A 24,655-nucleotide genomic window follows, 5' to 3' on the forward strand; every position below is an offset into this window, starting at 1 on the left:
TTACATCGCCGTTTCGATGGCTGCGGGTGGCGCAGTGCGCTTGAGAAGGCCGATCAGCACTGCGCTCAAAAGCGTGCCAGCCACAATCGAGAGGGTATAGAGCCCCAGATGGGTGACTGCGCCAGGGATCGGCAGCACGAACACGCCGCCATGCGGCACCCGCAATTGTGCGCCAAGCGCCATGGACAGAGCGCCCGCAAGCGCGGAACCGCCGATAAAGGCGGGGATCATCCGCAAGGGATCGCGTGCGGCGAAGGGGATTGCCCCTTCGGTGACGAAGGCGAGGCCGAGCACCGCCGTTGCGCCACCGGCCTCGCGCTCTTCGGTCGAGAAGCGACTCCTGAACAACCGGGTCGCGAGCGCCGCCGCCAGCGGTGGGCACATTCCGGCGGCCATTACCGCCGCCATCGGCCCATAAATGCCGCTCGCCAGCACGCCGATCGCGAAGGCATAGGCGGCCTTGTTGACGGGCCCCCCCATATCAAGCGCCATCATCGCGCCCAACAATGCGCCGAGCAGGAGAGCGCTCGATCCCTGCATTGTGCGCAGCCATTCGGTAAGGAGTGCGACCGCTGAGGCGACGGGGGTTCCCACGATATAGATCATCAGCAATCCGGTCACGAGCGTGCCCAGTACCGGAAGTACCAGCACGGGCATCAGCCCCCGCAGATTCTTGGGCAGGACGATCAGACGGTTCATCCACTGAACGGCATAGCCTGCCACGAACCCGGCCAATATGCCGCCCAGAAACCCTGCGCCGAGCGAATTGGCCAGCAACCCGCCCACCATACCTGGCGCGATGCCGGGCCGGTCCGCGATCGAAAAGGCGATGTATCCGGCCAGCACGGGTACGAACAATGCAAAGGCGCCTTCGGCACCGACCCGGAACAGCGCATGGGCGAAGGTATTTTGCGCCGCATCGGCGTTGACCTCAATACCGCCAAGCGCGAAGGCCATGGCGATGAGGAGGCCGCCTGCGACCACGAAGGGCAGCATGAAAGAAACGCCTGTCATCAGATGCTTGTACGGCCCGGTGCGTTCCTGCTTATGGCCCGCCCTGTCGGCATTTACGGCAGCTCCACTTTGCGTCTGCGCCTCTGCCAGCGCGCGCTCGATCAGCTTTGCGCCGCCTGAAATGGCGGGCTTGGTGTTGGAGGTGAAGACCAGCTTACCCGCGAAGCGCGCCCGGTCCACTTCGCGATCGGCGGCGATGATGACGATGTCGGCGGCCGCGATCTCTTCAGCAGTGAGCGGCGTACCTGCGCCGACCGACCCCTGCGTCTCGACGCGGATATCGTGGCCAAGACGCTTCGCCCCTTCCTGCAGCCCCTCGGCCGCCATGAAGGTATGTGCGATGCCGGTGGGGCAGGATGTCACCGCAACGATGCGCTTGCCGGTCGCCGCTGTGGCGGTATGGCCGCTTTGGTCGCCAAAGGCGCTGTCGGGATCGGCAAGCACGGCATCGAGCGTGAGATGGCGATCGGCCCGGGCGGCGAGCGCTTTGTCGTCGGCCTCGGCTGGTCCGACCAGGACCAGCACGTCCCCATGGGCAGGCGCATCTTCGGGAAGAGCGCCGACCACGCCCTGTTCGCTGCGCACTTCGACGGTAAAGGCGCGTCCGCTCGCTTGTGCGGCCTGACGTAGAGCTTCGGCGGCAAGAAAGGCGCGCACCCCCGCCTGCGGATCATCGACAATGGCATAATATCGGATCATTGTTCCTCTCCCAATTCACCCGACCCCTCGTTGCCCGCTCGCGCCGGCGTGGGCAGCCATTCGATCGCTACCTCACGCGCCAGAGCCTGCACCGTGGCCAGTTCGGGCAGGTTCGGCCCGACCATGCCCAGCTTCGCGACGGCGAAGGCGGTAGAAAGGCGGGCGATCCGTTCGAGATCGGCGCCTTCGGCGAGGGCAGCTGCGATTCCGGCCACCATCGCATCGCCCGCGCCCACTGTGCTGGCCAGATCGCCGACCGAGAGCCGCGCCATGAGCGCTCCCTCGTCCGACGCGAACAGCGCCCCGTCCTCACCGGAAGAGATCACCACTAACCCGACGCCGTCCATGCGCAGACGATCGACGGCTTTCATCAGGTCCTCGCGCGTCTCGATTGGTCGACCGAGCCATTCGCCCAGTTCATGCCGGTTCGGCTTGACTGCATCGGGCAAGATGTCCGCGGCGAGTGCGAGCCGCCAGGGCGTACCGCTTGTGTCGAGGAGCACGCGCGCGCCCGCGCGCTTGGTCATCGCGATGATGTCGGCGTAAAGGTCGGCGCGCGCACCGGGCGGCAGGCTGCCCGAAAGGATCAGAAGGTCGCCTGCCTGTATCCGGCGGCGCAGCGCCTCAGTCATTTCATGCGCGACCGTCGCATCAATCGCGATGCCGGCCATGTTGATGTCGGTAGTCCCGGCATCGTCGACGATCTTCAGATTGACGCGGGTTGATCCCGGAATCCGGATCATCCGGTCGCCGATAGCCTTGGCCACGAACAGCGCATCGAAGGACGCAGCATTGTCCGCGCCCAGAAGACCGTGAGCCTCCACGGATATACCCCAGTCGGCGAGGCAGGAAGCGACGTTTACGCCCTTGCCGCCTGCATTCTGCCGTACCTGACGCGCGCGGTGGACCGCGCCGACTTCCAGCCGGTCCAGTACCACCGTCTGGTCGATGGCGGGATTGAGGGTGAGGGTGAAGACGTTCATTTGCCGTTTCCTGCCGCGCCAATATTCTGTTCATCGAGCCCGCGCACCTCGTCCGCATCGGACGCAGCGAGCGCACGTTGCGCCAGATCGCGCAGGTCGGCCATCGCAGCGCAGCGCAACCGAGCTTTCACCGCTGGAATATCGCGCGGGGTCATCGATAATTCTCCGACGCCCAGCCCCGCCAGCAACGCCGCGCCGAACGGATCGCCGGCGATCCCTCCGCATACGCCAACCGGGCGACCATGCGCTTTCGCGCCTTCTACGCAGGTGGCGATGAGGTTCAGCACGGCAGGGTGCAGGCTGTCCGCTTCCGCCGCAAGCTCCGAGCTCTGGCGATCTATGGCCAGCACATATTGGGTAAGATCATTGGTGCCGACCGAGAAGAAATCCGCATGCTGCGCCAGTGCGCGCGCCTGGACGGCTGCCGCAGGAACCTCGATCATAATGCCCACGGGAACCTTGGGCGCATCCAGCGCGGCTCGGATTTCCTCGCATCGCTCGCGCAGACGCACCAGTTCCCAAACGGAAGTGATCATCGGGAACATGATCGACAACCCGCCGCCTTCGGCGTGCGCGTCCTTCGCTGCGCGGTAGAGTGCGCGCAATTGCGGATCGAGCAGGTCTGGCCGACGCAGCAGCAGCCTTGCACCGCGTACGCCCAGAAACGGGTTTTCCTCTTCCGGCAGGTTAAGATGGGGCACCTGCTTGTCGCCACCGATATCCAGCGCGCGTACGATCAGCGGCCGGCCTTCAAGCGCGTCGATCATGCCGCGATAGGTCACATATTGCTCGTCCTCCTCGGGACTATGCCCCGCTTCGAGGAACAGGAATTCGGTGCGCATCAGGCCGACAGCCTCGCCGCCCTGGGCGAGTGCGAATGGCACCTGATCGGGACGGTTCACATTGGCTGCGATTTCGATCTGGACGCCGTCCGTCGTCGTCGCGGGGCGGCCGCGTTCCGCCTCCTCCGCGGCGCGGCGCTCTTGTTGCGCAGCGATCCAGGCCCGGGCGGAGGCAAGATCGGCCTCGCTTGGATCGATCCACACCCGCCCCCCATCGCCATCGACGATGACGGTGGTGCCCGATGCCACGGCCAGCAGCCGCGCACCGCCCGCGACCACCGAAGGCAGGCCGAGTGTACGCGACAGAATGGCACTGTGGGAGGTTGGCCCGCCCAACGCGGTGGCGATGCCCGCCACCCGCACCGGATCGAGCGTGGCGGTGTCCGATGGTGACAGGTCCGACGCCACCAATATGGCACCGCCTTCGGGCAAATCGTCGAGCGATCCGGCGGCAAGCGACGGGTCGATCTGCGCCAGCACCCGGCGGCCGACATCATGTAGATCGGCGGCGCGCGCCGCCAGCACCGGGTTGCCGAGTGCCGAAAGTTGCCCGGCCACGCGCCCTACCGCCTCGTACCAGGACCAGGCGACGCCATGACCCTGCACCATCAATTGGCAAGCAAGCGTTATGAGATCGGTATCGTCGAGCAGTCCAGCCTGCGCCCGGAAGATCGCGGCGTCGGCGGCACCCAGCCGCCGCGTGGTATCGTCGATCAGCGCCTTCATCTGCGCGCGGGTGCGCGTCAGCGCTGTGTCCAGTTCAGCCCCGCCAGTGACGAGATCGACGGGTATATCGGGCACATCGGGATCGGGCGCGGAAAGGATATGGACGGTGCCGATCGCGATGCCGGGGCTGGCCGCGACACCGGCGATCATCGCCATATCCCCCGCCGGCTTCCACCCCGTCACCGGCGCACGTTGCTTTTCCGCCGCAAGCTCCGCATCGCGGCGCTCGCGCGCGGTCAGGTTGCGCGCGGTCTTCACCAGCGCGTCGAGCGCCGCGCGCGCATCCTTGCCCTCTGCGGAGAAGATCAGCCGGTCCCCTTCGCGCAAGCCAAGCTGGAGCAGTGATATGAGGCTGCGCGGATCGGCCACATCATTCTCATGCCGCACGCGCAGCCGTGCCTCGGTGCCCTTCGCCGTCTCCACCCAGGCCGAAGCGGGGCGGGCGTGAAGGCCGGCGGGATAATCGACCGTCCATTCTGCAGTTTGCGCATAGTCGGTGACCGCCCCGGCGGGCGCGGCGGCGGTTTCCTCGCCCTCAAGCGCGCGGGCGATCGCTTCGGGATCCTTGCTCGCGATCAGTGCTTCGAGCCTAGTCTCGTCCTGAATCAGCCGGGTCAGTCGTCGCAAAATTGCGATATGGCCGTCCGAATTGGCGGCGATGCCAACGACTAGCCGGGCGGTCTCGCCGGGATTCCATTCGACGCCATCGGGCAATTGCAGCACGGCGATCCCGTCGCGGCGAACCAGCGCGCGATCTTCCTTCAACCCATGGGGGATGGCGACGCCTGATCCCAGATAGGTGTTGGCCACATCCTCGCGCGACAGCATCGAGCGAACATAATCGGGTTCGGCCACGCCCGCCGCGACCAGGAGCTGTCCGGCCTGCCGGATCGCATCCTCCTTTGATGCGGCCGTTGCGTTGACTCTCACATGCGTGTTGCCTTGGGTCTGCGCGACTGCAGCTCTATCTTCCAGCATCCTGCTCTCCGCGATCTCTCGTCACTATGACGTAAGAAAACGTTTTCTCAAACACTTTGTCAAGAGGCTTGCGAAAATGCGTCGAAATCTTCATGATTGCAGATAGAGGGCGATGAACCTTCGACTTTGGTGAGAGAACGTTTCATGACGATCGGAATACGCGATGTGGCACGGGAGGCAGCCGTTTCACCGGCCACTGTTTCGCGCGTGCTCTCGGGCAAGGCGGTCGATCATTCGATGCGCGAGCGTGTGCTTGCGGCAGTGAAACGGACCGGATACAAACCGAATCTGGCTGCGCGACGTCTTCGCTCGCAACGTTCCGAGACGATCGGACTGATAGTGGCCGACATCCGCAACCCTTATTTCACGGCGGTGTCACACACCATCGAGACGATCGCGGCGGAGCGCGGACTGCGACTCATCCTCAGCAATACGGACGAGGATCCAGCCAAGGAGGCCGCCTATCTCGACCTGATGGCGCAGGAGCAGGTCACCGGTGTGATCCTTGCCCCCGCACGCTCGACCGTGCGGCCGCCGAACCACGACTTTCCGATGGTGCTGATCGACCGGAATGTGCCCGGAGGCACGCTCGACTGCGTGTCGTTGGACAATGAGGTTATGGCCGGCGTGCTGGTCGATCATCTGGCCGCCAATGGCCATCGGCGGATTGCCGGGCTGTTCGGGGCCGATAGCGATACCGGCCGGGCGCGCCGTATAGGTTTCGAACGCGCCGGCGCGCGCCTTGGCCTCTCCACCAAGGGATATGCCATTCCCCATAGCGATGGCGAGAGCGCCGCGATGTTGCGTATGCTTATGGACCGAGAGGATCTTCCCGATGCGATCGTCGCGAGCAACGGTGTGATGCTGTTGAACGTGCTGCGCGCGCTGCGTGCACTCGGTCTCAGCGTGCCCCATGATATCGCGCTGGCGGGATTCGACAATAATGACTGGATGGAATTTGTCGGCGGCGGGCTAACCGTGATCGAACAGCCTTTGGGCGAGATCGGACGAACGGCGATGACGATGCTGCTGGATCGTATTGCGAACCCCGACGTGCCCGCGCGCAAGGTGGTGCTGCGGGGCCGGTTGATAGAGCGTAGCTCGTCAATGCGGCATACGCACTTTGCGCGGCAGCAGGGATGAGGGATATGGTGGATCGCTCTACGCACACCAAGTTTCCCATCGGGCCGGACATGACATAATTGGGTTTTGATGAAATTGCCGCTTATCGGGTCGCACCCGCGAGCCAGGCGACCACTTCAGCGCGGAAGCCTTCGAAGGCGGCGTTGGCGGCATTTGTGTGCGCTGAGAAACGTTTCTCGAGCATTGGATCTGCTGCCCTGAATCGCGCGGGTATATCCTCGCGTGGCGGACGTATCGTACCATCGCCGGTTGCGATACGCGTCAGAACGGCCTGCGCCAGTGCTTCGTCGGCCTGGGTCCATCCCGTCACTCTGGAAACCTGCTCCGCCCGCAGCAGACAGACTGCCTGCATGATATCGACCAGCCCTGCCTGCGAGCTGTCAAGCGGCCATGCCGCCGCCTCGGCGACGCGGCCATAGGCCCGGATTTCTACCTCTTCATTATCTCCAAGCGCCACTGCGGCACCCCGCAGCCGGCGCCATTGAACCGCATCCTGCTCGCCTTCGCTATGCGCGACCATCAGCGCCTGCATGACATTCCGGGTTGTGTCAGGCCAAGGCCGGGTTGCGGCAATCATCCAGCAGGCAAGCCGCGCCATATCGTCCAATCCGGTCAGACAGCGATCGGCATCCTCCACGCCGAGATTGCGGCGCAGCGCTTCCAATGCAAAGGAAGGAACAGCATCATTCATGCCCCCATATCTCGATCCGCCAGCCCACCATCAATCATCAGCGCCAGCCTTGCCCGGGTCAGAATGCCGACATGGCGATCGATTTCGGCTTCACCCCGGCGTAGCACCAGCGTCGGAACGGCTCGCACGACAAACGCCTGAGCAATATCGGGTGATGCTTCGATATCGACCTTCGTAATGACCAACTCAGAAGCATAGCTTTGCGCGATATCGTCTACTACCGGCGCCAGCGCCTTGCATGGCCTGCACCAGGTTGCGCTGAATAATAGTAACTCAAGTTGCTCGCCCGCGACATTGTCGTTCGGATTGAGTGTGTTGCTATAGACAGGAGTGATCGTGGTCACGTTAGGTGTCTTTCGTTTGGAAGATAAGGATATATTGCCACAGCGCAGGGATCAGAGGCTGCCGCCGACCATCATCGCATCGATCCTGATCGTTGGCTGACCGACCCCGACATCGAGATGTTGCCCCAGCTTGCTGCAACTGGCGACCCCGCCATCAAGGGTGAGATCGTTACCGATCATGCTGATTTGCTTTAGCGCTTCGTGACCGACACCGATCAAGGTAGCACCCTCGATCGGCGCAGTGATGCGACCATTTTCGATCCGCCAGGCCTGGGTTGTGGTGAAGTTGAATCGGCCGCTCACGATGTCGACCTGTCCGCCGCCAAAGGCGGTCGCGTAAATGCCATCGCGCACCGAAGTTATGATATCGTCGGACGAATGGGTCCCGGCGAGCAGAAATGTGTTGGTCATGCGCGGCATCGGAAGATGGGCATAGGACTGGCGTCGGCCATTGCCTGTTGGCAAAGCATTCATCAGCCCCGCATTGAGCCGATCCTGCATCAGACCAGTGAGGATGCCGTCCTCAATCAAAGGGGTACGAGCAGCGGCCGTCCCTTCATCGTCGATCCCCAGCGACCCGATAAGGCCGGACAATCCGCCATCATCGACAACATTCACATCCTTCGCCGCGATCCTTTCGCCCACACGGCCGTTGAAAGCGGACTGGTTCTTGCGGTGGTGATCTCCCTCCAATCCATGGCCGATAGCTTCGTGGAACAACACACCAGGATAGCCCGACCCTAGCACGACCGGCATCATCCCGGTTGGTGCAGGACGAGCATCGAGGTTGATGCACGCCATGTCGACCGCCGAGGTGACAAGAGCATGGAGCCTGTCGTCTGTTATTGCTTCGATGTCGTAGCGACCACCAAGCCCTGACTGTCCTTGTGCGCGGCGATCCCCTGCCTCGGCGATCACTGTCACGAACAACTGCATGGTCGGCCTGACGTCGCCGGCTATACGGCCATCCAGGTCGGCGACCACAATCGCCTGATCGACCATACGCAGAAATGCCTCGACGTGAGCGACCCGTGGGTCTGAGGCGTGCGCTATCGCGTCTATCCGGTCCAGGAGCATTATCCAGGGCTCTGCGGTGCCGGGCAAGTTGAGGTCGATCGCCGGATAGATTCTGTGGACGGGCGGTGTGCCTGTGATTGGGACCGCCGCGTTATCATCACCTCTGTCGGCAAGAGCCCGCACCGCCTCCGCCAGGGTAGCGAGCGCGCCGCTTCGCATATCTGCAGAATGAGCGAATGCGACCTGTCCGCCGCGCGCGGCGCGGGCGCCGACGCCCTGCCCGATATGGAATGTTCCGCCCATCACCCGACCGCCTTCCAAGCGGAAAGTGCGCGTTCGCCTTCTCTCGAAAAAGAGATCGGCAAGGTCAGTTCCCCTCCCTGCCAGCGCACCGAGCGTGCGAGAAAGATCAGCGATGTCCAGTCCGGCTGGCGCCAGCGTCCGCGTCCAGGCCTCCTCGAACATATTGTCGTTCTTCATGCCGCACCGCCAATCCGCATGGCATCGATCAGGATCGAACCAGTGCCGAGCGCGCCACGGCGTTCCGTATCTTCGCCCACCGCAACGATTCCGGTAAGCATGTCACGCATATTGCCACCGACAGTTACATCTGTAACGGCGTGAATGGGTATGCCGTCTTCGACCCACATTCCGGCCACCGCATAGGTCCAGTTGCCGGTTACCAGATCGGTCGAGCCCCCGGTCAGACGCTGGACGACCAGCCCGCGTCCCATCCGCCGGCATAGCGCAGCGAAGGATCCGCGCTCCGCTCGGCTCTCGAGCGTCAGGTTCCACGGCCCGTCTGCGTTGCCCGTAAAAGCCTTTCCTAGTCGACGGGCCGATCGTATATCCAGGAACAGCCCCTTGACTGTCCCCGCATCGAGGACGGAGCGCCGTTGTCCCGCTATGCCTTCGCTGTCGAATGCGCCGCTGGCAAGGCCAAAGGGTTCGAACGGGTCTTCAAGAAGATCCAGATGGGCCGCAGCGACCTTGCGATCAAGCGCCTGCGGCAGAAACGTCCTACCATGCTGTTGTGCGTGTCCCGATAAGGCGCCGACCAAATCGCCGATCAGCGCGGCAGCCACCCGCGCCTCAAACAAAACCGGGCCGCAATGGCTGGATACCGGTCGCGTCGAGAGTTGGCCAGTCGCGCGTGCAATCGCACGTTCCGCTAGCGTTTCCAAGGGAGCCAGACGGTCGAATCGCCGTTCGTTGCTGTCGGCGCTGTCGCTCACCGACCCGTTCGCACCCCGCGCCAGCGCAACCAGCCAGGCGCTGTGGAAGGAGTAGCTCAGCCCCCTGCAAAAGCCCGCGCTCGTAGCCTGTGCACGACTTCCCTCAATCGTCGAGATACCTGATACCAATGTCTCGACGACGACGCCCGGCCGCGACCCGCTGCGGAGCAGCGCATCGCCTTCCAGCGCCATCGTCCGCAAATCCGCAACACTGTGTTCAGCGGGCGCGTCGATTGGCGGCAAGGTTGTATCCACCGCCATCTCTTGGAGTGCCGGAGGCAGCGCGTCGGGATTTTCGGCAACCAGTGCGGCGATCGCGCTTGCTTCTTCAGCAGCCTGACGGATCGCGTCTGCATCGAATGCGGCTGTGGTGGCCGTGCCTGCCCTTGCGCCGCGATATAAGGTAATCGTCAACAACTGGCCCGCATTTCGCAGTGCGGTGTCGATCGTACCCTCACGTGCCGTGACCTCTACACCTGCATTGGCGCGGGCGGTTGCGACAACCTGGTCAGCGCCGAGGGATAGAGCCATATCGAGCGCTTGCGCCGCGACATTCTGCATCCGGTCGACATCCGTTGTAAGCAGCCGTGTCATTTTGATGCGTCCTCTATTGGACCAGGAACCCCACGGCCGTCCTCAATGACCAAAGCATGCTCGTGATAGCGGTGCAGTCGCTCATCATGGACGACGCTAATGAGCGTTACGGCCGGCAAATGCCGCTCGAGCATATCGTGAAAATGCCGTGTATTGTCGGGATCGAGCGCACTCGTCGCCTCGTCCAGGATCAGCAACGACGGCTTCTGGAGCAAAATTCGCGCCAGTGCCAGGCGCTGCTGCTCGCCAGGCGACAATTCCTCGGCCCACATTCGCACTGCATGCATATCGTCCACCAGATGCGACAAATGGACCGATTCGAGTAGCGCGGCGATACTGGCATCGTCGTGCTCCTCCGCCGTGTCAGGGAAGCAGATGGCTGCCTTGAGCGCGCCCAGCGGCAGATAGAGTCGCTGGGGCACGAACATCGCCGTGGTCCGGTCGGCCAGTGCGACCTGTCCGGTACCATCGGGCCACAATCCCGCGATCGCCCGCAATAATGTGCTCTTGCCCGCGCCCGACGCACCTCGGATCACCCAGCGTTCGCCCGTCTGTACCCGCCAGTTTCCGATATCGATCAGCGCTTCGTCATGCGGGCGTCGAATGGTGAGGCCAATTGCCTCCACTGCCACTCCGGCAGGCGTGCCGACGATGGAGATTATTCCAGCCGGACGCTGGTCGTCAATCGCGTCGTCCAGAGCCTTCAGCCGGTTGATGTATGAAATTTGCGTGGCGATGTTTGGGTAGAGGTGCACAAAAAATCCAAGCTGCGGTACCAGCGCCTGGAAAGCGTCACGCCCACCCATCACCTGGCCAAAAGTGATCGCACCCGCAAAGTAGCGCGGAACGAGAATGAAAAGCGGAATGATCGAGCCTAGCCGGTCGTACAGGCCGTTGCCGGCATTCAGGCCGATGAGCGAGCGTATCACGCTGCGCTGCGCGAGATAGACGTTCTGCAGGGCGCTTCCCAATGACAAGCGTTCAGACGGGACCGAATCAGCCAGCCCGATCTGCGGCGCGTTGCGCCGCACATGGATAAGATTGGACCGAAAATCCGCCTCGCGATGCTGCCAGCGCATCATTGCGCGAATGTAGGGCTTGCCAAGCAGGACCATGATCACGCTACTCATGAGTACATATAGCACAGCATATATGATCGTGCTCCCGGGTATGACGACCTGCCATCCCATGAACGCCAAGCGGATCGGCGCTGCGGTTTCAGACAGGATCATGATCGACGAGGCCCCCGATACGACGGCGCCGACCAGCGAGATCAGGATCGACAGCATTCCTTCGTTGGGATTGGCGATGAACGCGATATCGTCGGCGATCCGCTGGTCTGGATTGTCGATCATGCGCAGCCGTTCGATCTCGGCATAGCGGTTGCGCGACAGCCATCGATCAAGATATGTTTCGGTCAAGTGGATGCGCCAGCGCAGGCACAACATCCGTCTGAGATATGGTTCGAAGGTCACGTAGACCATCTGAAGTGCCAGAATGCCGACGAATGCGATCAACAGCGATCCAAAACCAGCCACATCGCGATTTTCGACGCCGTCGAAAAAGCGCTGCTGCCACCGGTTCATCAGCACGAATAGCCATGCGCCCCCAAACTGGAAGGCGATCAGGACTGTCAGGGCGCTCCAGGCGAACTTCCATTCCTTCGACATCCAATAGTCGCGCAGCAGCCCAAAAGCGTGCCGCCAGCGCTCTCCTGCTGGTTGGGTACTGGAGAGCCCCACCTCGCGACGGGACTCTCCGGAGGGAACAGGTTGCGGAAGCATTGGTCAGCGAACTCTCATTATCGGAAGCGATACCCGACCGTAAGGCGCCAAGTGCGCGGCTCGCCGAGCGGAACATAGGTTGTGGCGAGGGTGGGTCCGTAATTCTGCCGATCGAACAGATTGCGTACCCCCAGGTTCAAGTCGAGCTTGCCGATCGTCAGAAAGCCATTCACGTCAACCTGCCTTGCTGGACCAATCCGGTACAACCCCTGGGGGTCAATTGCCGCACTCGACCGCCCAAATACGCCGGCTCCCAGGCCGCCGGTCACGTCTTTGGCAACACGGTGGCGATAAGAGGCATAGGCGCTATATTGATCGCGCGGTTGAAGGACGACGGTGTTGCCGAGCATGGGATTGTCAGTGGTCAGCAATTTATAATTGGTGCGGGTGAAGGAGCCGCTTATCGTTACGCCTTCCAGCGGCTCGCCGGAAACGCTCACATCTACACCCTCCGCCAATTGCGCAGGAAGATTGATATAATAGCGCCGATCAATCGGGTCGGGAACCTTGTAGTTGCTTTGGTTCAATCGAAACCACGAGGCGCTGAGAAACACGCGCTTGTTCAGCAGGTCCAACTTGAACCCGGCTTCAGCGTTGCGGGTGCGCGTATCAGGCAACAGGTTGAGCGAACGATCGAACTGATAGCTCGGTATGAAGCCGTAGGCCAGCGATCCATATGCGGACAGAGTGTCTGTCAGCTCCAGAATCACACCGAAGCTCGGCGTGACTGCCCCCTTAGATGTATAACGGGCGGGCGCTTCGTTGACGGCCCTGGTGGTACTGTCAGACGAGGTCTTGCGGACGCTCGCTAGCAACGCAAGCTTCCAGTATTTAACCAGATACTGGGCGTAAAAGGACTTTTGTTTGCCGACGATCGCATCCTGAAATGTGAAGGTGGAGCGGGCCGGTAGCGGGGGCAGCGGCGGATCCTTTGCCACATAATCATAGGGGAACATGTCCCCCATGGCTGTACCGTCTGTCGAGGTATCAAATCTCGTCGCCATTCCGCCGACGATCAGCTTATGTTCGACAGGGCCGGTCTTCAGGGCGATGCGGACATATCCATCGATCGAATCATTGATGCTTTTCTGCTTTACCCCGCTGCTGCTGATCAGCAGCAGGTCGGGGGGCAGCACCACGAAGGGTGAATATTGGCTAATGAACAGGTTGGAGTTTTGATGTTGCCAATGACCCACAACGGTCAACCAATTACCGATCTCCTGCCGCGCCTGCACGTCGTAAAGCGTGCTCTTGATCTGCGTATATTGGTCCTGCCCACCGACCAGCGGCACACCCGCCTTGATCGGTATCGGCTTGTTCGCCTCCTCGTCGAATAATGTATAAGGCACCATTCCGAAGATCTGATTGCCCGCAGAGATATTGGCGATAATGTCAGTACCATTCTTCTTGTAGCGAACCGAAGGCGCGAACAGATAATCCTCGTTGCCGCGATAACCTCCAAAATTGCGATCGGCAGTGGCGGCAGTAGCGATTATGCGCGCGCTAAGCGTCTTGTCCGCCGAGATTGCCCTGTTGGCATCGATCGTCCCACGAACGGAACCGAACGATCCGACCTCACCGGACATATAGAGGCGTTCGTCCGCACTCGGTTTCTTGGTTACGATATTGACCGTTCCTCCAAGACTTTCGCCACCTAGCAGGATTGCATCCGGACCTTTCAGCACTTCCAGCCTTTCGATATTGGCGATCGGTTGCGTGCTACCGGCTGCAAAATAGCTGTTGGCTGGCGTAGGAAGGCCGTTGACTGCGCCGCCTGACGACAAGCCGCGCACCGTATAGCTCACCCCGCCCTGCACGGTCGCTGCATTGACCGTAACGCCACCTGCGTTACGCAGCGCATCTGGCAGGCTCTGTGCCTGTTGTTCAGCCAACAACTTGGCGGACAGAACCTGAACGTTGCGCGGTTGATCGCGCATCGATTCTCCGGTGCGTGTCGATGTCGTCGTATCACGCACCATGAAGCTGGTTTCGGCATCGTCACGATGTGCTACAACATAGATCTGATTTACGACCAGGATACTGCCATCGGGCTCGCGACTGACGGAAAGCGATGTATTCCCTGTTGCCTGCTTCGCAGCCGTCAGCGCGTCACGCGCATCGGCAACGCGCGCGGCGACAAGGCCGCGCACCGCGTCCGGGTCTGCGTGAATGACTGTCCCTGTTTGTTGCCGGATGCGGGCAAGTGCTTCCATAAGTGGCATCGCAGGAAGATTGATACGCTGATCTTGTGCAAAAACGGACGTGGGTGTCCCTGCTATGAGTGCCGGTACCATAGCAATGGCCGCCACCTGAACCCCCAGCACCGCACGACGACTAAACATGAACGCCTCCTTCCGAGCGTCGCAGCCATGCGTCCTCACACCCTGCCGAGCACGGTTTTGAACAGGATCGCAATGCAACACTTCACAGCCAAACCAGATGTCCCGCCAATCGGCAGAACGGTTGATCTTCATTGGGCCCCCGGCCCGCCTAGGGTTCTCTTTCTGCGGTGTCGAAGCTGGTCGCTGTTTTTGCGGGGGGTCTGCGCCCACCGGACGATCCTGTTCTTCGGCGACCCAAAAGCTGCGCCCGATCGCCGTTGTCATCAAATCGTAATTAGTTATGCCCTCATAATCAGGGGGCGACAGGCCTCTCAATCATGGCGGCGATGCATTCCAGCTCCGTGACCAGCCAGCGAATGATTGGTTCCCGATCCCGATAGGGTTGCCACTGCGCCACAAGGCTCGTCGACATATTGCTGAAACCCAGATCGAGAAGCACGACGGGCAAGAACGCGGCTTGATGCTGTGCAAACCAAATACTTGTCGTAACGATCAGATCGGATCCGATCGCCAGTGTAGGCAACATTGAGTGAAGGCCCGTCCGCACGACCACATTGCGTCGGGCAAGCACATTATCTGCCGTAAAATCGCCGAATATCGCGCGTGTCATCGGTCGTGCAATTCTCCGCAAAAGTGGGCTTTGAAAATTCCCTAGTTGGTGGCCCCTTCATCTCATTCTGCCGGGGCTAGCCCCGGCAGAATGAGATGAGCCGACATTGTCCTCATCTCCTTTGCAGACGCGGAGACGGGGCCGATGATCCGACTTGGAGAATTGATGATGATCCTCGAACTACATCGGCAGGGCGTATCGATATCCGCCATTGCCCGACGCACTGGTCGCGACCCCAAGACCATCCGAAAATATATCGAACGGGGCATCGAGGCCCCGGTTTACGGCCCGCGCATGCTTGGCCGACCGAACAAACTGGCACCCTATCTAGAATTTTTGCGCGAACGAGTGGCGGCCTTTCCCGATCTGACGGCGGCGCGTCTGACGCGGGAAATCCGTGAGCTGGGGTATATGGGCGCCTATACCGCAGTAAAGCGGTTCCTGGCAGCGATCCGACCGGAAAACGGCCCCAAGCCCTTCGAGGTTCGCTTCGAGACGCCGCCTGGCGTGCAGGCACAGGTCGACTTTGCCCGGTTCGTCGTCGAATTTACCGATGAGCCCGGCGTCAGCCGGATCGTCTGGCTATTCAGCCTGGTGCTGGGACATTCGCGCTTCCTGTTTGCGCGCTATGTCATGCACCAGGATCTCCAAACTCTGTTGCGCTGTCATATGCAGGCCTTTGAAGCGCTCGGCGGCGTCCCGATCGAGATTCTCTACGATCGCATGAAAACCGCCGTAACCGGGGAAGATGATCAGGGTCACATCATCTACAATCGATCATTGCTGACCCTGGCGGGGCATTATCGCTTCGTGCCACGCGCCTGTCGCCCCTATCGGGCCAAGACCAAGGGAAAGGTCGAGCGGCCGTTCAGCTACATCCGCAAGGACTTCTTCCTGGGGCGGAGCTTCCGCAATCTGGAAGATCTCAATGTCCAGCTGATCGACTGGCTCGATACCGTCGCCAACGTCCGTGTCCACGGCACGACGCAGCGGATCATCGCCGATGCCTTTGCCGCCGAGCAGCCTGAGTTGCAGTTGCTCCCGGCGGGGCGCTTCGACGCGGTTCTGAAGCTGGAGCGCCGGGTCAGCCACGATGGAATGGTCTCTGTCGGCGGCAACTATTACAGCGTCCCCGACCGCTCCCGGCGCGTCGTCGAAATCCAGCAGTTGCCTGACAAGATCCGGATCATCGACCTGGGCAATGTCATTGCCGAGCATCCTGTCCTGGAGGGGCGCCGGCAGTACAGGATCGATCCTGCGCATCGGACAGGTGGCAGCGGCGCTAAGCGTCGTCACCACGCAAAGGATGCAATCACCATTGGCCGTATCGGCGAGCATGTCGCTGTGCGCTCCCTGGCGATCTATCAGGCGATCGGCAGCCAACTGGCCCGAGGAGAACGGCCATGAGCCATGGGGGTGCTGCGTCTCGCGTTGATAATATCCGCCGCAGTCTGGTCCATCTCAAAATGCCGCGCGCCCTGGAAATGCTCGACGCCACCCTGCGCGGGATCGAGCAGGGCAAGATCGATGGCGTTGAGGCGATCGACATATTGCTGAACGAAGAACTGTCGCTGCGGGAGAACCGCAGGATCAAGGCGGCCCTGCGCATGGCCAGGCTGCCGATCATCAAGACGCTGGACGGATATGACTTCTCCTTCCAGCCATCGCTCGACCGCAACCGCATCCTGGCGCTCGCTGGCCTGGACTTCATCAACCGGGCCGAGGTGGTGCATCTGCTGGGGCCACCCGGCACCGGGAAAAGCCATATCGCCACGGCCCTTGCCGTCGAGGCCGTGAAGGCGGGCAAGAGCGTCTACTTCATTCCGCTCGCCGATCTGATCGCTTCACTGACCAAGGCTGAACGCGAGGGCACGTTGCGCGAGAAGATCCGCTTCCTATGCCGATCCTCCCTGCTCGTCGTCGACGAGATCGGGTATCTTCCCGTCACGCCCGGCGGCGGCAACCTGTTCTTCCAGCTCGTCAACGCCCGATACGAAAAGGGTGCCATGATCCTGACATCCAACCGCGGCTTTGCCGAATGGGGTGATGTCTTTGGCGATCCGGTGGTGGCCACCGCGCTGCTCGACCGCCTTCTTCACCACGCTGTGGTCGTCCAGATCGAGGGCTCCAGCTATCGCATGCGACAGCACGCCGATCTGCTGCCCGAGCATGCGCGCATGGCATCGTCCATCAACCCACCGCCCTTGCCGAAACGGCGCGGCCGCCCGCCAGCAAAGGAAAAGCCCGATCTCCATCACGGCTGATCACCGACACAAACCCTCCCGCCAAACTAGGGAATTTTAGATGCCCACTTTTGCGGAATCTTCGGTGCCCGTTGACAGCGCGTTCCATTTCCTCGTAAACGGCGGCATGAGGGGCGCTGAGATATGCCTCCTCATCGATGCGACGTCCTGCCAATGGATGCGCTGAACATACCAGTGCAGCTGGCTCATGATTGATCAGAAACGCCGAGCCAAGCCCTTCGTCGACCATGGCCTGCGGAACGATGGCAACGTCGGCGCCTGCGTCGAGTAAGTGCCGCGCAGAACTGTGGATGAAGGGCATCATCTTCAATTCTATGCCCGGCGCAATGGCACGCAGACGCGGGACCACTCTGCTAAAGAACATCAGTTCGACAACCTCGGGCGCTGCAAGAGTTATAGACTGGTGCGTCGTCGCCGGATCAAACTCCAAATTCAGATTGAACGTGTCATCGATCTCGCGAAGCAGTCCACTGATTCGCAGACGCAGTGCCTCGCCGAGAGCTGTCAGTTGGCGTCGCTCCCCAAGCAGGACTAGCTCATCGCCGAAATGTTCGCGCAACTGTCGCAGCTTTGCGCTCATCGCTGGCTGACTGATTGCGATGCTATGGGCCGCAGCGGTCAGCGAAGGCGCATGGAGCAGAGCATGGAGAGCATAAAGTAAATTGATATTCAGCCGGCGCAGCCGCTTCCGGTCGTTATAAAGCGATGACAGATCGTTCGAATTCGACAACTCGCCCCCCGTGATTGCTATCTCGCCACAAGCATTGATGAGTTTTAATGGCGTGTCACCATGAAGATCATCTTTTTGGCGTCCGCTGTGGCGCTCGGAGTTTGGATGACGACCATATTGCCCGTCGTCGACGTCTGATTGAAGGCAGCATATGTTGACGGCGAAAACGGCGGTGCTCCCGGCACCTCCATCTCCATAACGTGTCTAAGCGCTTGCAATCTGGGGTGCTGTCTGACGACGGCCTGGGTCGAGCGTGGAAGCCGGCGCAGCCTGGTAATCTGCACTGCCGGCATGACTCAAACAATGCTCTCAATTGAGAGATTTTATGCCTATATGTCTGTGCCATGGGCGGCGATATAGCGCGTTGCCCCCCGCACGATAATTGGAAGGCCGATGTTCAGTATTTCGCTCTGAGGAGTAATGGACCGCTTCGAGAGCCTCTCCATCTTTGCCGCGGCGCCATCTAATCTGCCGCGCCTCCCACCGCCTGGTAAAGACCGATTAGGGTAGTGAGTTCATCGGTTCTGGTCTGTATCAAAGACAGGTCGACTCCCAAAAGCGCGCGCTGAGCGTCGATTTGCTCGATATAGGCCGTATAGCCGGCTCGATATCGGTTTGAAGCATGGCGCAGGGCGTCTGCCACCGCCATCCTCTGGGCCCGCAACGCGACCTCCTGTTTGGTGAGATTGGCGAGCACCGCCATGCGGTCGTCTACCTCGCGGAACGCGTTGAGTGCCGCCGAGCGATAGGCCCAAGCGGCCTGATCGCGCTGTGCAGTTGTGGCGTCCAGCTGCGCGGTAAGACGTCCACCCTGAAAGATCGGCGCGAGGATGCTGCCGCCGACCGACCACAAGGTGATCGGATCCGCGAGGAGATCCGAAATCGCGATGCCAGCGCTCGCGCCCAAGTTGATCGATGGCATAAATTGCGCACGGGCTGCCCGCATCTGCGCATCGGCAGCGGCGAGGCGATACTCGGCAACCGCAATGTCGGGACGGCGCCGAAGCAGTTCGGAAGGTAAAGTCGAGGGCGCCGCTGGCTGACGCAGGTTATCAAGCGTGCCACCACGATCAACCGTTCCTGGCAGATCGCCGCTCAGCACCGCAAGCGCGTTTTCCTGCCGCGCAATCTGTGCCCGGAGCTGTGGCACCAGCTGGACCGCCGCCTGATATTCGGCTTCGGCCTGACGGAGTTCGAGCTGCGACGTATAGCCGACTTCGGCGCGGTCACGGGCGAACTTGAGCGCCTGCTGACGCGCTACGACCGTATCTTCGAGCACCATCAGACGCGCGTCGAGCGCCAGCAGCGTGATATAGCCAGTTGCGGTTGCGGCAGTCACGGAAAGCCTGACTGCCTCTTCACTGGCTTCATTCGCGGCGACGCTGGCGCTGGCCGCGTCGATCTGCGCGGCATTCTTGCCAAAGAGATCAAGCTCGTAGCTGGCGCGAAACGCCGGTTGCACACCGACTGATTCTAGGCCTTGGCGGAAGGGAGACACCTCTCGCCGAACCGCGCCATCGACGCCTATGCCGAGCGAGGGCAGCAACAAGCCGCGTGATCCACGCTCCGTGGCGCGCGCTTGCTCGACACGGGCAGCGGCGATCCGGACATCCGGATTGTTGGCGCGAGCCTTTTCGACCAGCGCAGACATTTGCGGATCGCCAAAGCGTTGCCACCATTGCGCCTCGACCGGAGCGGGCACACCAAGCTGCGTGCGCCAAGCGATCGGCGCAGCCACCGACGCACCCCGGGGCGCATCTTGCAAGGCAGGTGCGCAGCCAGAAATCAGCAGGGCGCCGGTGAGCGTGGCGATGAAGCGGCTGCGCATCGGCTTCACTCCCCCGTATGCACGGTGGCGACTACGGACATGCCGGGCCCAAGCCGTCGGGCGATCTTCTGGTCAGGATCAAGCACGATGCGCACAGCGATCCGCTGTGGCACTTTGACGAAATTGCCCGCGCCGGTGTCAGGCTTGACGATACTGAATTCGCTGCTGGCCGCAGGCGCGATGCTCTGGACCCGGCCGGTCAGCTGTGCCCCGCCCAGCGCATCGATTTCCAGCGTGGCGCGCTGGCCGACGGACATATTTTCCGTCTGCGCTTCCTTGAAGTTCGCAACCACCCAAAGTTCATCGGGGACGATGTACATCAACTGGGTTCCGGCGCTGACCAGCTGGCCTTCTCGCGCGGTGATTTCGCTTAATCGACCCGATCGCGGTGCGCGAATTTCCGTCCGCGACAGTTCGAAGGCGGCCAGATCGCGAGATGCCTCGGCGCCTTGGACTTGAGCCTCAAGTGCTCCGCGACCCACCCGGACGGATCGGACATTTTGGGCCGCAATGGCACGCTGAGCCTCAGCCTGCCTTACGCCGGCCTGCGATTGACGCAGCGCCGCCAGCGCCTGATCGCGTTCGCGCAAGGAGATCGAGCCTTCATCGACCAGCTCGTTGATGCGGTTCATATCTGCCTGTGCCTTCTGGTAGCCCGCCTGGGCGCTGGCTACAGCCGCGTCCTGGAGCTGCAACTGTGCCTGGGCCGAGCGCAGGCTCTGCTCGCTATTGGCCAATGTCGCCTGCTGCGCGGCGATGTTCGCGGCTCCCTGTTGCACCTTCTGACGGAATGGCGTGGCATCGATCCGCGCGAGCAGCTGGCCCTCTTTCACCGTCTGGAAATCGGCGACTCGAACCTCGACGAGATAGCCTGCGACCTGCGGGCTGACGATGGTCGTGCGCCCGCGCACATAGGCGTTGTTGGTGGTTTGATCGCCTCCGGCAAAGGGTGGCAACCCCCAAGCAAATAGCGCAACCAGCACGCCGATGACTATCAGCGCGCCAGCAATGAGCACGCGCTCGCGCGACAGTTGCGGCGACCAGCCCTTTTCGGGCGGCGCAGGCGTGCTGGCGGCGGCCGATGTTTCGGTGGCGGCAGCTTGGGGGTTGACGGATGTCATGGGTCGTTCCTTGCGCGCATGGCCTCGATAAAGGCGAGTTCCTTGGCGAGCGGATTGCGCCCGCGAATCTTGTTGATCACCCAAGGCACGAGCAGCGCAACGAAGGTGATCGCCGAGAGCGTGCCGATGAGGAAGAAGACGTCGTTGAACGCGAGCACCGCTGCCTCGCGGCCGATCTGGGCCGAGATACTGGCCGAGGTAGCCTGCTGCACCAGCGCCGGGTCTTGCTGCAATGGCGCGGTGCGCTGCGCCGTGTTCGAGAAAGCTTGAGAGAGCTGGACATTGCTCATCGCGAGCGTCGTGCCAGCATCGATGAGATGCGTCTTGAGCCGGACCGCGTGGAAGGCGGACAGCAGCGCAATGCCAGCAAGGCCGCCGACCGATTGCGACAGCGAGAAGATGGCAATGAAGCTGATTATATAATTTTGCCCCGCAGCCAGCGCGCGCAGCATCCCCTGCATCAACACGGGCCCCATGGCGAACACGGCAGCAAAGGCGATAGCTGCCTGTGACAGATAGAGATCCTGAGGGCGACTCATGACGCCGGTGCGGGTGTCGGCAAAGGCGGCGACGCTGATCACCAGCACGGCAAATAGCACGGGCCGGGTCAAATCCTTTGGGTCGAGCCGGATAACCGATAGCAGCATGCCAGCAGTAGTCGCTCCGGTCAGCACCCAGAAATAGCCGGTCAGCTGCTCATTGCCATAACCAAGCGCCGTGAACATGCCGCTCGCCCCGAAACCTTGCTCTGCGACCAGGATGCGCACCGTCGCCCCAATCGCCGCGATGCTGAGGATCGCACGGCTCGATAGCCAGCTCAGGTCGAGCATCGGGCTCCTTCGGTTGGCCTCGATCAGCAGACAGCCGCCTAGCCCGATAACCGCAAGCACCACCGTATAGCCCAGCCATGGCGCGTCCCACCACACGATGCGTCCCAAGATCAGGAACGCGCAGAGCGAGGCGACGCCCAGCACAAACAGCATCATGCTCGGGATATCGAGTTTTTCAAATGTCATTTTGCGCACGCCCGGTGGCAGACGCAGCAGGTAGACAAATGCCAGACCGAGCAGCGAGAGCGCAAACTGGAACTGGAAAACATGGGTCATATCGCCATCGACCAACAGCGCGGGGGACAGCGCACGGCAGAACGGAAACGCGATTTGCGTGAGTCCAAGTGAGAGCACTAGACCCGCAGTGCGCATCCTCGGCGGAAGGCCCTGCATAAGATAATAGATAGTGAGAGCCGACAGTCCGCTCGCAGCAATTCCGGCGACGGCACGCGCGGCCAATTCGGCGTGATAGCCCGGTCCGATAAGCTGCACGAAATTGGCGAGCACGAGCCCCGCCATCGCCCATCGCAAGAACAGCTGGATGCCAAATTCTTGTCGCACGCGAAACAGCAGCATGCTCATCGTGGCATAGGTCGCGTAGAATGCGACCGTCATCCACCCCGCCTCGACCGGGGTCAGCGCGAATTCCGCCTGCAGAGCTGGCGTGTTCGCCAGCAAGAAGCCATTTTGCGCGCCGCCGACGAGGCCGATGAATACGCCGATCGCCAGATAGGCAGCGCGCCGACGGGCTGGGTGGTCCGGGTTGGCGGGCGATCCAGGTAGGATCGGCATTTCATGCGGCTTAAAGGCATATCCATCGGCCTTGTCGATCAATGGGGGCGGAGGCTCAGCCACAGGCCAGCCCCTCGTCCTTGGGACGGCCGGAATTCTCCCGATGTGCCATATGTCACCCCTGAGCGGCCAACCAACATGGTCCCGCCTAATTCAACTTGTGTCGAATACGTTATGTCTTTGCTGAAGTTCCCGGCACGTCGCAAAAAACATAACATGGATTAATTTCAAAGTTGGATTTGGTTGCCAGGCGGATGGTGTTGCAATGTCGCCGCCCGACTTCGATCAACATCTTGGCCTCGGCATTGGGCAGTTCGCCGCCTAGCGGCCTCGACCAACATTGGTCATGCGCATCAGTTGCCACAAGCGGAACGTCCGCAAACAGATTTTAGCATGGTCGGTGTTCAAGCATCTGCGACGAATGCGGAGAGGGAATACTGGCCGCTTTGCTCAGCGCTGCTTTCCCGGGACACCTTACCAGATCGCCCCTATCGTGCCGCAGGATCGCGCAGCGCGGCACCTAGCTTGGCAAGATTGCTGTTCAGCGTTTTCAGCGCGGCTTCATCCATGCCGGTTGCCTTGAGAACTTCAGCAGGGACGCAGCCCAGAGCTGTCTTGGCAAGGTCGCTGCCCGCCGATGTCAGATCCAGGCGGACAACCCGCTCGTCTTGCTTGTCCCGCGTGCGGGTCACCAATCCGGCCGCCTCCAACCGTTTGATCAAGGGAGTGAGCGTATTCGATTCCAGATGGAGTCGCTCGCCCAGTTCGCTGACGGTCTGGCTTTCCTTGCTGCTGAGCGCCACCAGCGCGAGATATTGCGGATAGGTGATGCCATAGGGATCGAGCAGCGGCTTGTAGACGCGGTTGAACGCCAGTCCCGCCGAATAGACGGAAAAGCACAGGAACTGGTCGAGCGGATCGCCCGCGGGGGCAGGGGGAGTGGTTTGGGTCATGGGTGAGATATAAATCGCACGCGATTTAATCGCAAGGGTTGACCCCAGGAATGATTCGCCTATTTAAATCGTACACGATTTAATCGTGAACGATTTTAAAGGAGCCAAGCCATGACCAAATCGACCCTGCTTTCCGCCCTCTCTTCCAGCGCCCTGCTGGCCCTTTCACCTGTTGCCTCCCACGCCCAACCGCTGGAACCGGCTGCTGCGGGCTTTGCCGAAGCCGCCGCCGCTGGCAAACCCATCTACGAACTTGCCTATGCCGATGCCCGCGCCGTGTTGGCGGGGGTGCAGGCCGAAAAGGTTGCGGCCTCCGCCCCGACCACGACGGAGGATTTGGTGTGGAAAATCGGCCCTACCGGTGCGGTGCGCATCCGCATCGTCCGGCCCGCCGATGCGCAGGGCAGCTTGCCCGCGATACTCTACTATCACGGCGGCGGCTGGGTGATGGGCGATCGCAACACCCATGATCACCTGATCCGCGAACTGGCCGTGCAATCGCGGGCGGCGGTTGTTTTCGTCGAATATGACAATGCCCCGGACGTTCGCTATCCGGTCAACAACGAGCAGGCCTACGCCGCGCTCGAATATGTCGCGGCCCACGGCGCTGCGCTCGGCATCGACGGGACGCGGCTGGCGGTCGCGGGTGACAGCGCCGGAGGCAACATGGCGATTGCCATCACGATGATGGCCAAGGACCGCGCCGGCCCCCAGATTAGCCACCAGCTACTCTTTTATCCGGTGACCGACGACGTTTCGGACAATGCTTCGTACCGCGCGTTCGGCGAGGGCCCGTTCCTGACCCGCAGGGCGATGGATTACTTTCTCGAAGCGAACTTCCCCGCCGATCGCCGCCAGGATGTGCTGGCCTTCCCGCTGCGCGCTTCGCTCGACCGGCTTTCGGGCCTGCCCGCGGCCACGATCATTGTAGCGGAGAACGATCTGCTGCGTGACGAGGGCGAGGCCTATGGGCGCCGTCTGATCGAAGCCGGTGTGCCGGTTGCCACCACCCGCTTCAATGGCACGATCCATGATTTCGTGATGCTCAACCCGTTGGCAGCGAGCGAACCGGCCCGAGCAGCCATTTCCCAAGGCGCGGCGCGCCTTCGTGCCGCCTTTGGCAACTGATCCGCAA

The 24,655-nt window shown here is 61.6% G+C and carries 19 protein-coding genes; 4 read left to right on the top strand and 15 right to left on the bottom strand.

All coding sequences use genetic code 11. The annotated features are described in order from the left end of the window. The 3 genes from IWY39_RS21320 to ptsP are packed head-to-tail and all read right to left on the bottom strand — an operon-like array spanning position 1 to position 5,242. Positions 1–1,713, bottom strand: a complete 1,713-nt coding sequence (locus IWY39_RS21320) for a PTS fructose transporter subunit IIC (protein WP_107126388.1) — start codon at positions 1,711–1,713, stop codon at positions 1–3. Then, positions 1,710–2,696 (bottom strand): 1-phosphofructokinase, encoded by a 987-nt coding sequence (gene pfkB / locus IWY39_RS21325; RefSeq protein ID WP_107126387.1) that lies wholly within the window; start codon positions 2,694–2,696, stop codon positions 1,710–1,712. Before pfkB ends, IWY39_RS21320 begins: the two co-directional genes overlap by 4 nt. After that, complete coding sequence (gene ptsP / locus IWY39_RS21330; protein ID WP_107126386.1) at positions 2,693–5,242, bottom strand: phosphoenolpyruvate--protein phosphotransferase; 2,550 nt, start codon at positions 5,240–5,242, stop codon at positions 2,693–2,695. Before ptsP ends, pfkB begins: the two co-directional genes overlap by 4 nt. A 144-nt stretch (positions 5,243–5,386) precedes the next feature. On the opposite strand from ptsP, the gene IWY39_RS21335 reads away from it, so the two are divergent. Further along, positions 5,387–6,385 (top strand): LacI family DNA-binding transcriptional regulator, encoded by a 999-nt coding sequence (locus IWY39_RS21335; protein WP_107126385.1) that lies wholly within the window; start codon positions 5,387–5,389, stop codon positions 6,383–6,385. Positions 6,386–6,467: 82 nt separating this feature from the next. Here the strand turns inward: IWY39_RS21335 and IWY39_RS21340 are convergent, their stop codons facing one another. The 7 genes from IWY39_RS21340 to IWY39_RS21370 all read right to left on the bottom strand — a co-directional run bounded on the left by IWY39_RS21340 (position 6,468) and on the right by IWY39_RS21370 (position 15,002). Beyond that, complete coding sequence (locus tag IWY39_RS21340; RefSeq protein ID WP_107126384.1) at positions 6,468–7,076, bottom strand: hypothetical protein; 609 nt, start codon at positions 7,074–7,076, stop codon at positions 6,468–6,470. Beyond that, positions 7,073–7,420 carry a thioredoxin family protein gene (locus tag IWY39_RS21345; protein ID WP_181316875.1) on the bottom strand — a complete coding sequence of 116 codons (348 nt, stop codon included), beginning with the start codon at positions 7,418–7,420 and terminating at the stop codon, positions 7,073–7,075. The genes IWY39_RS21340 and IWY39_RS21345 overlap by 4 nt, the downstream gene beginning before the upstream one ends. Positions 7,421–7,471: 51 nt before the next feature. Then, positions 7,472–8,917, bottom strand: a complete 1,446-nt coding sequence (locus IWY39_RS21350; protein WP_107126382.1) for a metallopeptidase TldD-related protein — start codon at positions 8,915–8,917, stop codon at positions 7,472–7,474. Beyond that, entirely contained in the window at positions 8,914–10,266 is a 1,353-nt protein-coding gene (locus tag IWY39_RS21355) for a TldD/PmbA family protein (protein ID WP_107126381.1), read from the bottom strand. The genes IWY39_RS21350 and IWY39_RS21355 overlap by 4 nt, the downstream gene beginning before the upstream one ends. Then, positions 10,263–12,050, bottom strand: coding sequence for an ABC transporter ATP-binding protein/permease (locus IWY39_RS21360; protein WP_107126380.1), 1,788 nt, complete (start codon positions 12,048–12,050; stop codon positions 10,263–10,265). The genes IWY39_RS21355 and IWY39_RS21360 overlap by 4 nt, the downstream gene beginning before the upstream one ends. A 17-nt stretch (positions 12,051–12,067) precedes the next feature. After that, a complete protein-coding gene (locus tag IWY39_RS24405) occupies positions 12,068–14,524 on the bottom strand; it encodes a TonB-dependent siderophore receptor (protein ID WP_181316874.1) in 2,457 nt (818 codons plus the stop codon). 160 nt (positions 14,525–14,684) lie between these two features. Then, positions 14,685–15,002 carry a hypothetical protein gene (locus IWY39_RS21370; protein WP_107126378.1) on the bottom strand — a complete coding sequence of 106 codons (318 nt, stop codon included), beginning with the start codon at positions 15,000–15,002 and terminating at the stop codon, positions 14,685–14,687. A gap of 144 nt (positions 15,003–15,146) precedes the next feature. Here IWY39_RS21370 and istA point away from each other — a divergent pair, with 144 nt between their 5' ends. Next, positions 15,147–16,409, top strand: coding sequence for an IS21 family transposase (gene istA, locus IWY39_RS21375; protein WP_145169980.1), 1,263 nt, complete (start codon positions 15,147–15,149; stop codon positions 16,407–16,409). Beyond that, on the top strand, positions 16,406–17,266 hold the full coding sequence (gene istB / locus IWY39_RS21380; RefSeq protein ID WP_145169982.1) for an IS21-like element helper ATPase IstB: 861 nt from the start codon (positions 16,406–16,408) through the stop codon (positions 17,264–17,266). The genes istA and istB overlap by 4 nt, the downstream gene beginning before the upstream one ends. Here the strand turns inward: istB and IWY39_RS21385 are convergent. From IWY39_RS21385 to IWY39_RS21405, 5 genes are all read right to left on the bottom strand, one after another. Next, positions 17,193–17,996: a LysR family transcriptional regulator gene (locus IWY39_RS21385; RefSeq protein ID WP_107126544.1), complete on the bottom strand. Its 804-nt coding sequence runs from the start codon at positions 17,994–17,996 to the stop codon at positions 17,193–17,195. The genes istB and IWY39_RS21385 overlap by 74 nt on opposite strands. A 463-nt stretch (positions 17,997–18,459) precedes the next feature. Beyond that, positions 18,460–19,824 carry an efflux transporter outer membrane subunit gene (locus tag IWY39_RS21390; RefSeq protein WP_107126546.1) on the bottom strand — a complete coding sequence of 455 codons (1,365 nt, stop codon included), beginning with the start codon at positions 19,822–19,824 and terminating at the stop codon, positions 18,460–18,462. A 5-nt stretch (positions 19,825–19,829) separates the two neighbouring features. Next, a complete protein-coding gene (locus IWY39_RS21395; protein WP_017183391.1) occupies positions 19,830–20,945 on the bottom strand; it encodes an HlyD family secretion protein in 1,116 nt (371 codons plus the stop codon). Continuing rightward, positions 20,942–22,453 carry an MFS transporter gene (locus IWY39_RS21400; RefSeq protein ID WP_231377808.1) on the bottom strand — a complete coding sequence of 504 codons (1,512 nt, stop codon included), beginning with the start codon at positions 22,451–22,453 and terminating at the stop codon, positions 20,942–20,944. Before IWY39_RS21400 ends, IWY39_RS21395 begins: the two co-directional genes overlap by 4 nt. Before the next feature lie 602 nt (positions 22,454–23,055). Beyond that, positions 23,056–23,520, bottom strand: coding sequence for a MarR family winged helix-turn-helix transcriptional regulator (locus tag IWY39_RS21405; RefSeq protein WP_107126542.1), 465 nt, complete (start codon positions 23,518–23,520; stop codon positions 23,056–23,058). A gap of 111 nt (positions 23,521–23,631) precedes the next feature. Here IWY39_RS21405 and IWY39_RS21410 point away from each other — a divergent pair, with 111 nt between their 5' ends. Further along, complete coding sequence (locus IWY39_RS21410) at positions 23,632–24,648, top strand: alpha/beta hydrolase (protein ID WP_107126541.1); 1,017 nt, start codon at positions 23,632–23,634, stop codon at positions 24,646–24,648. Positions 24,649–24,655 lie beyond the last annotated feature (7 nt).

This window comes from Sphingobium sp. JAI105 (assembly GCF_015752145.1).
Taxonomy (GTDB): domain Bacteria; phylum Pseudomonadota; class Alphaproteobacteria; order Sphingomonadales; family Sphingomonadaceae; genus Sphingobium; species Sphingobium xenophagum.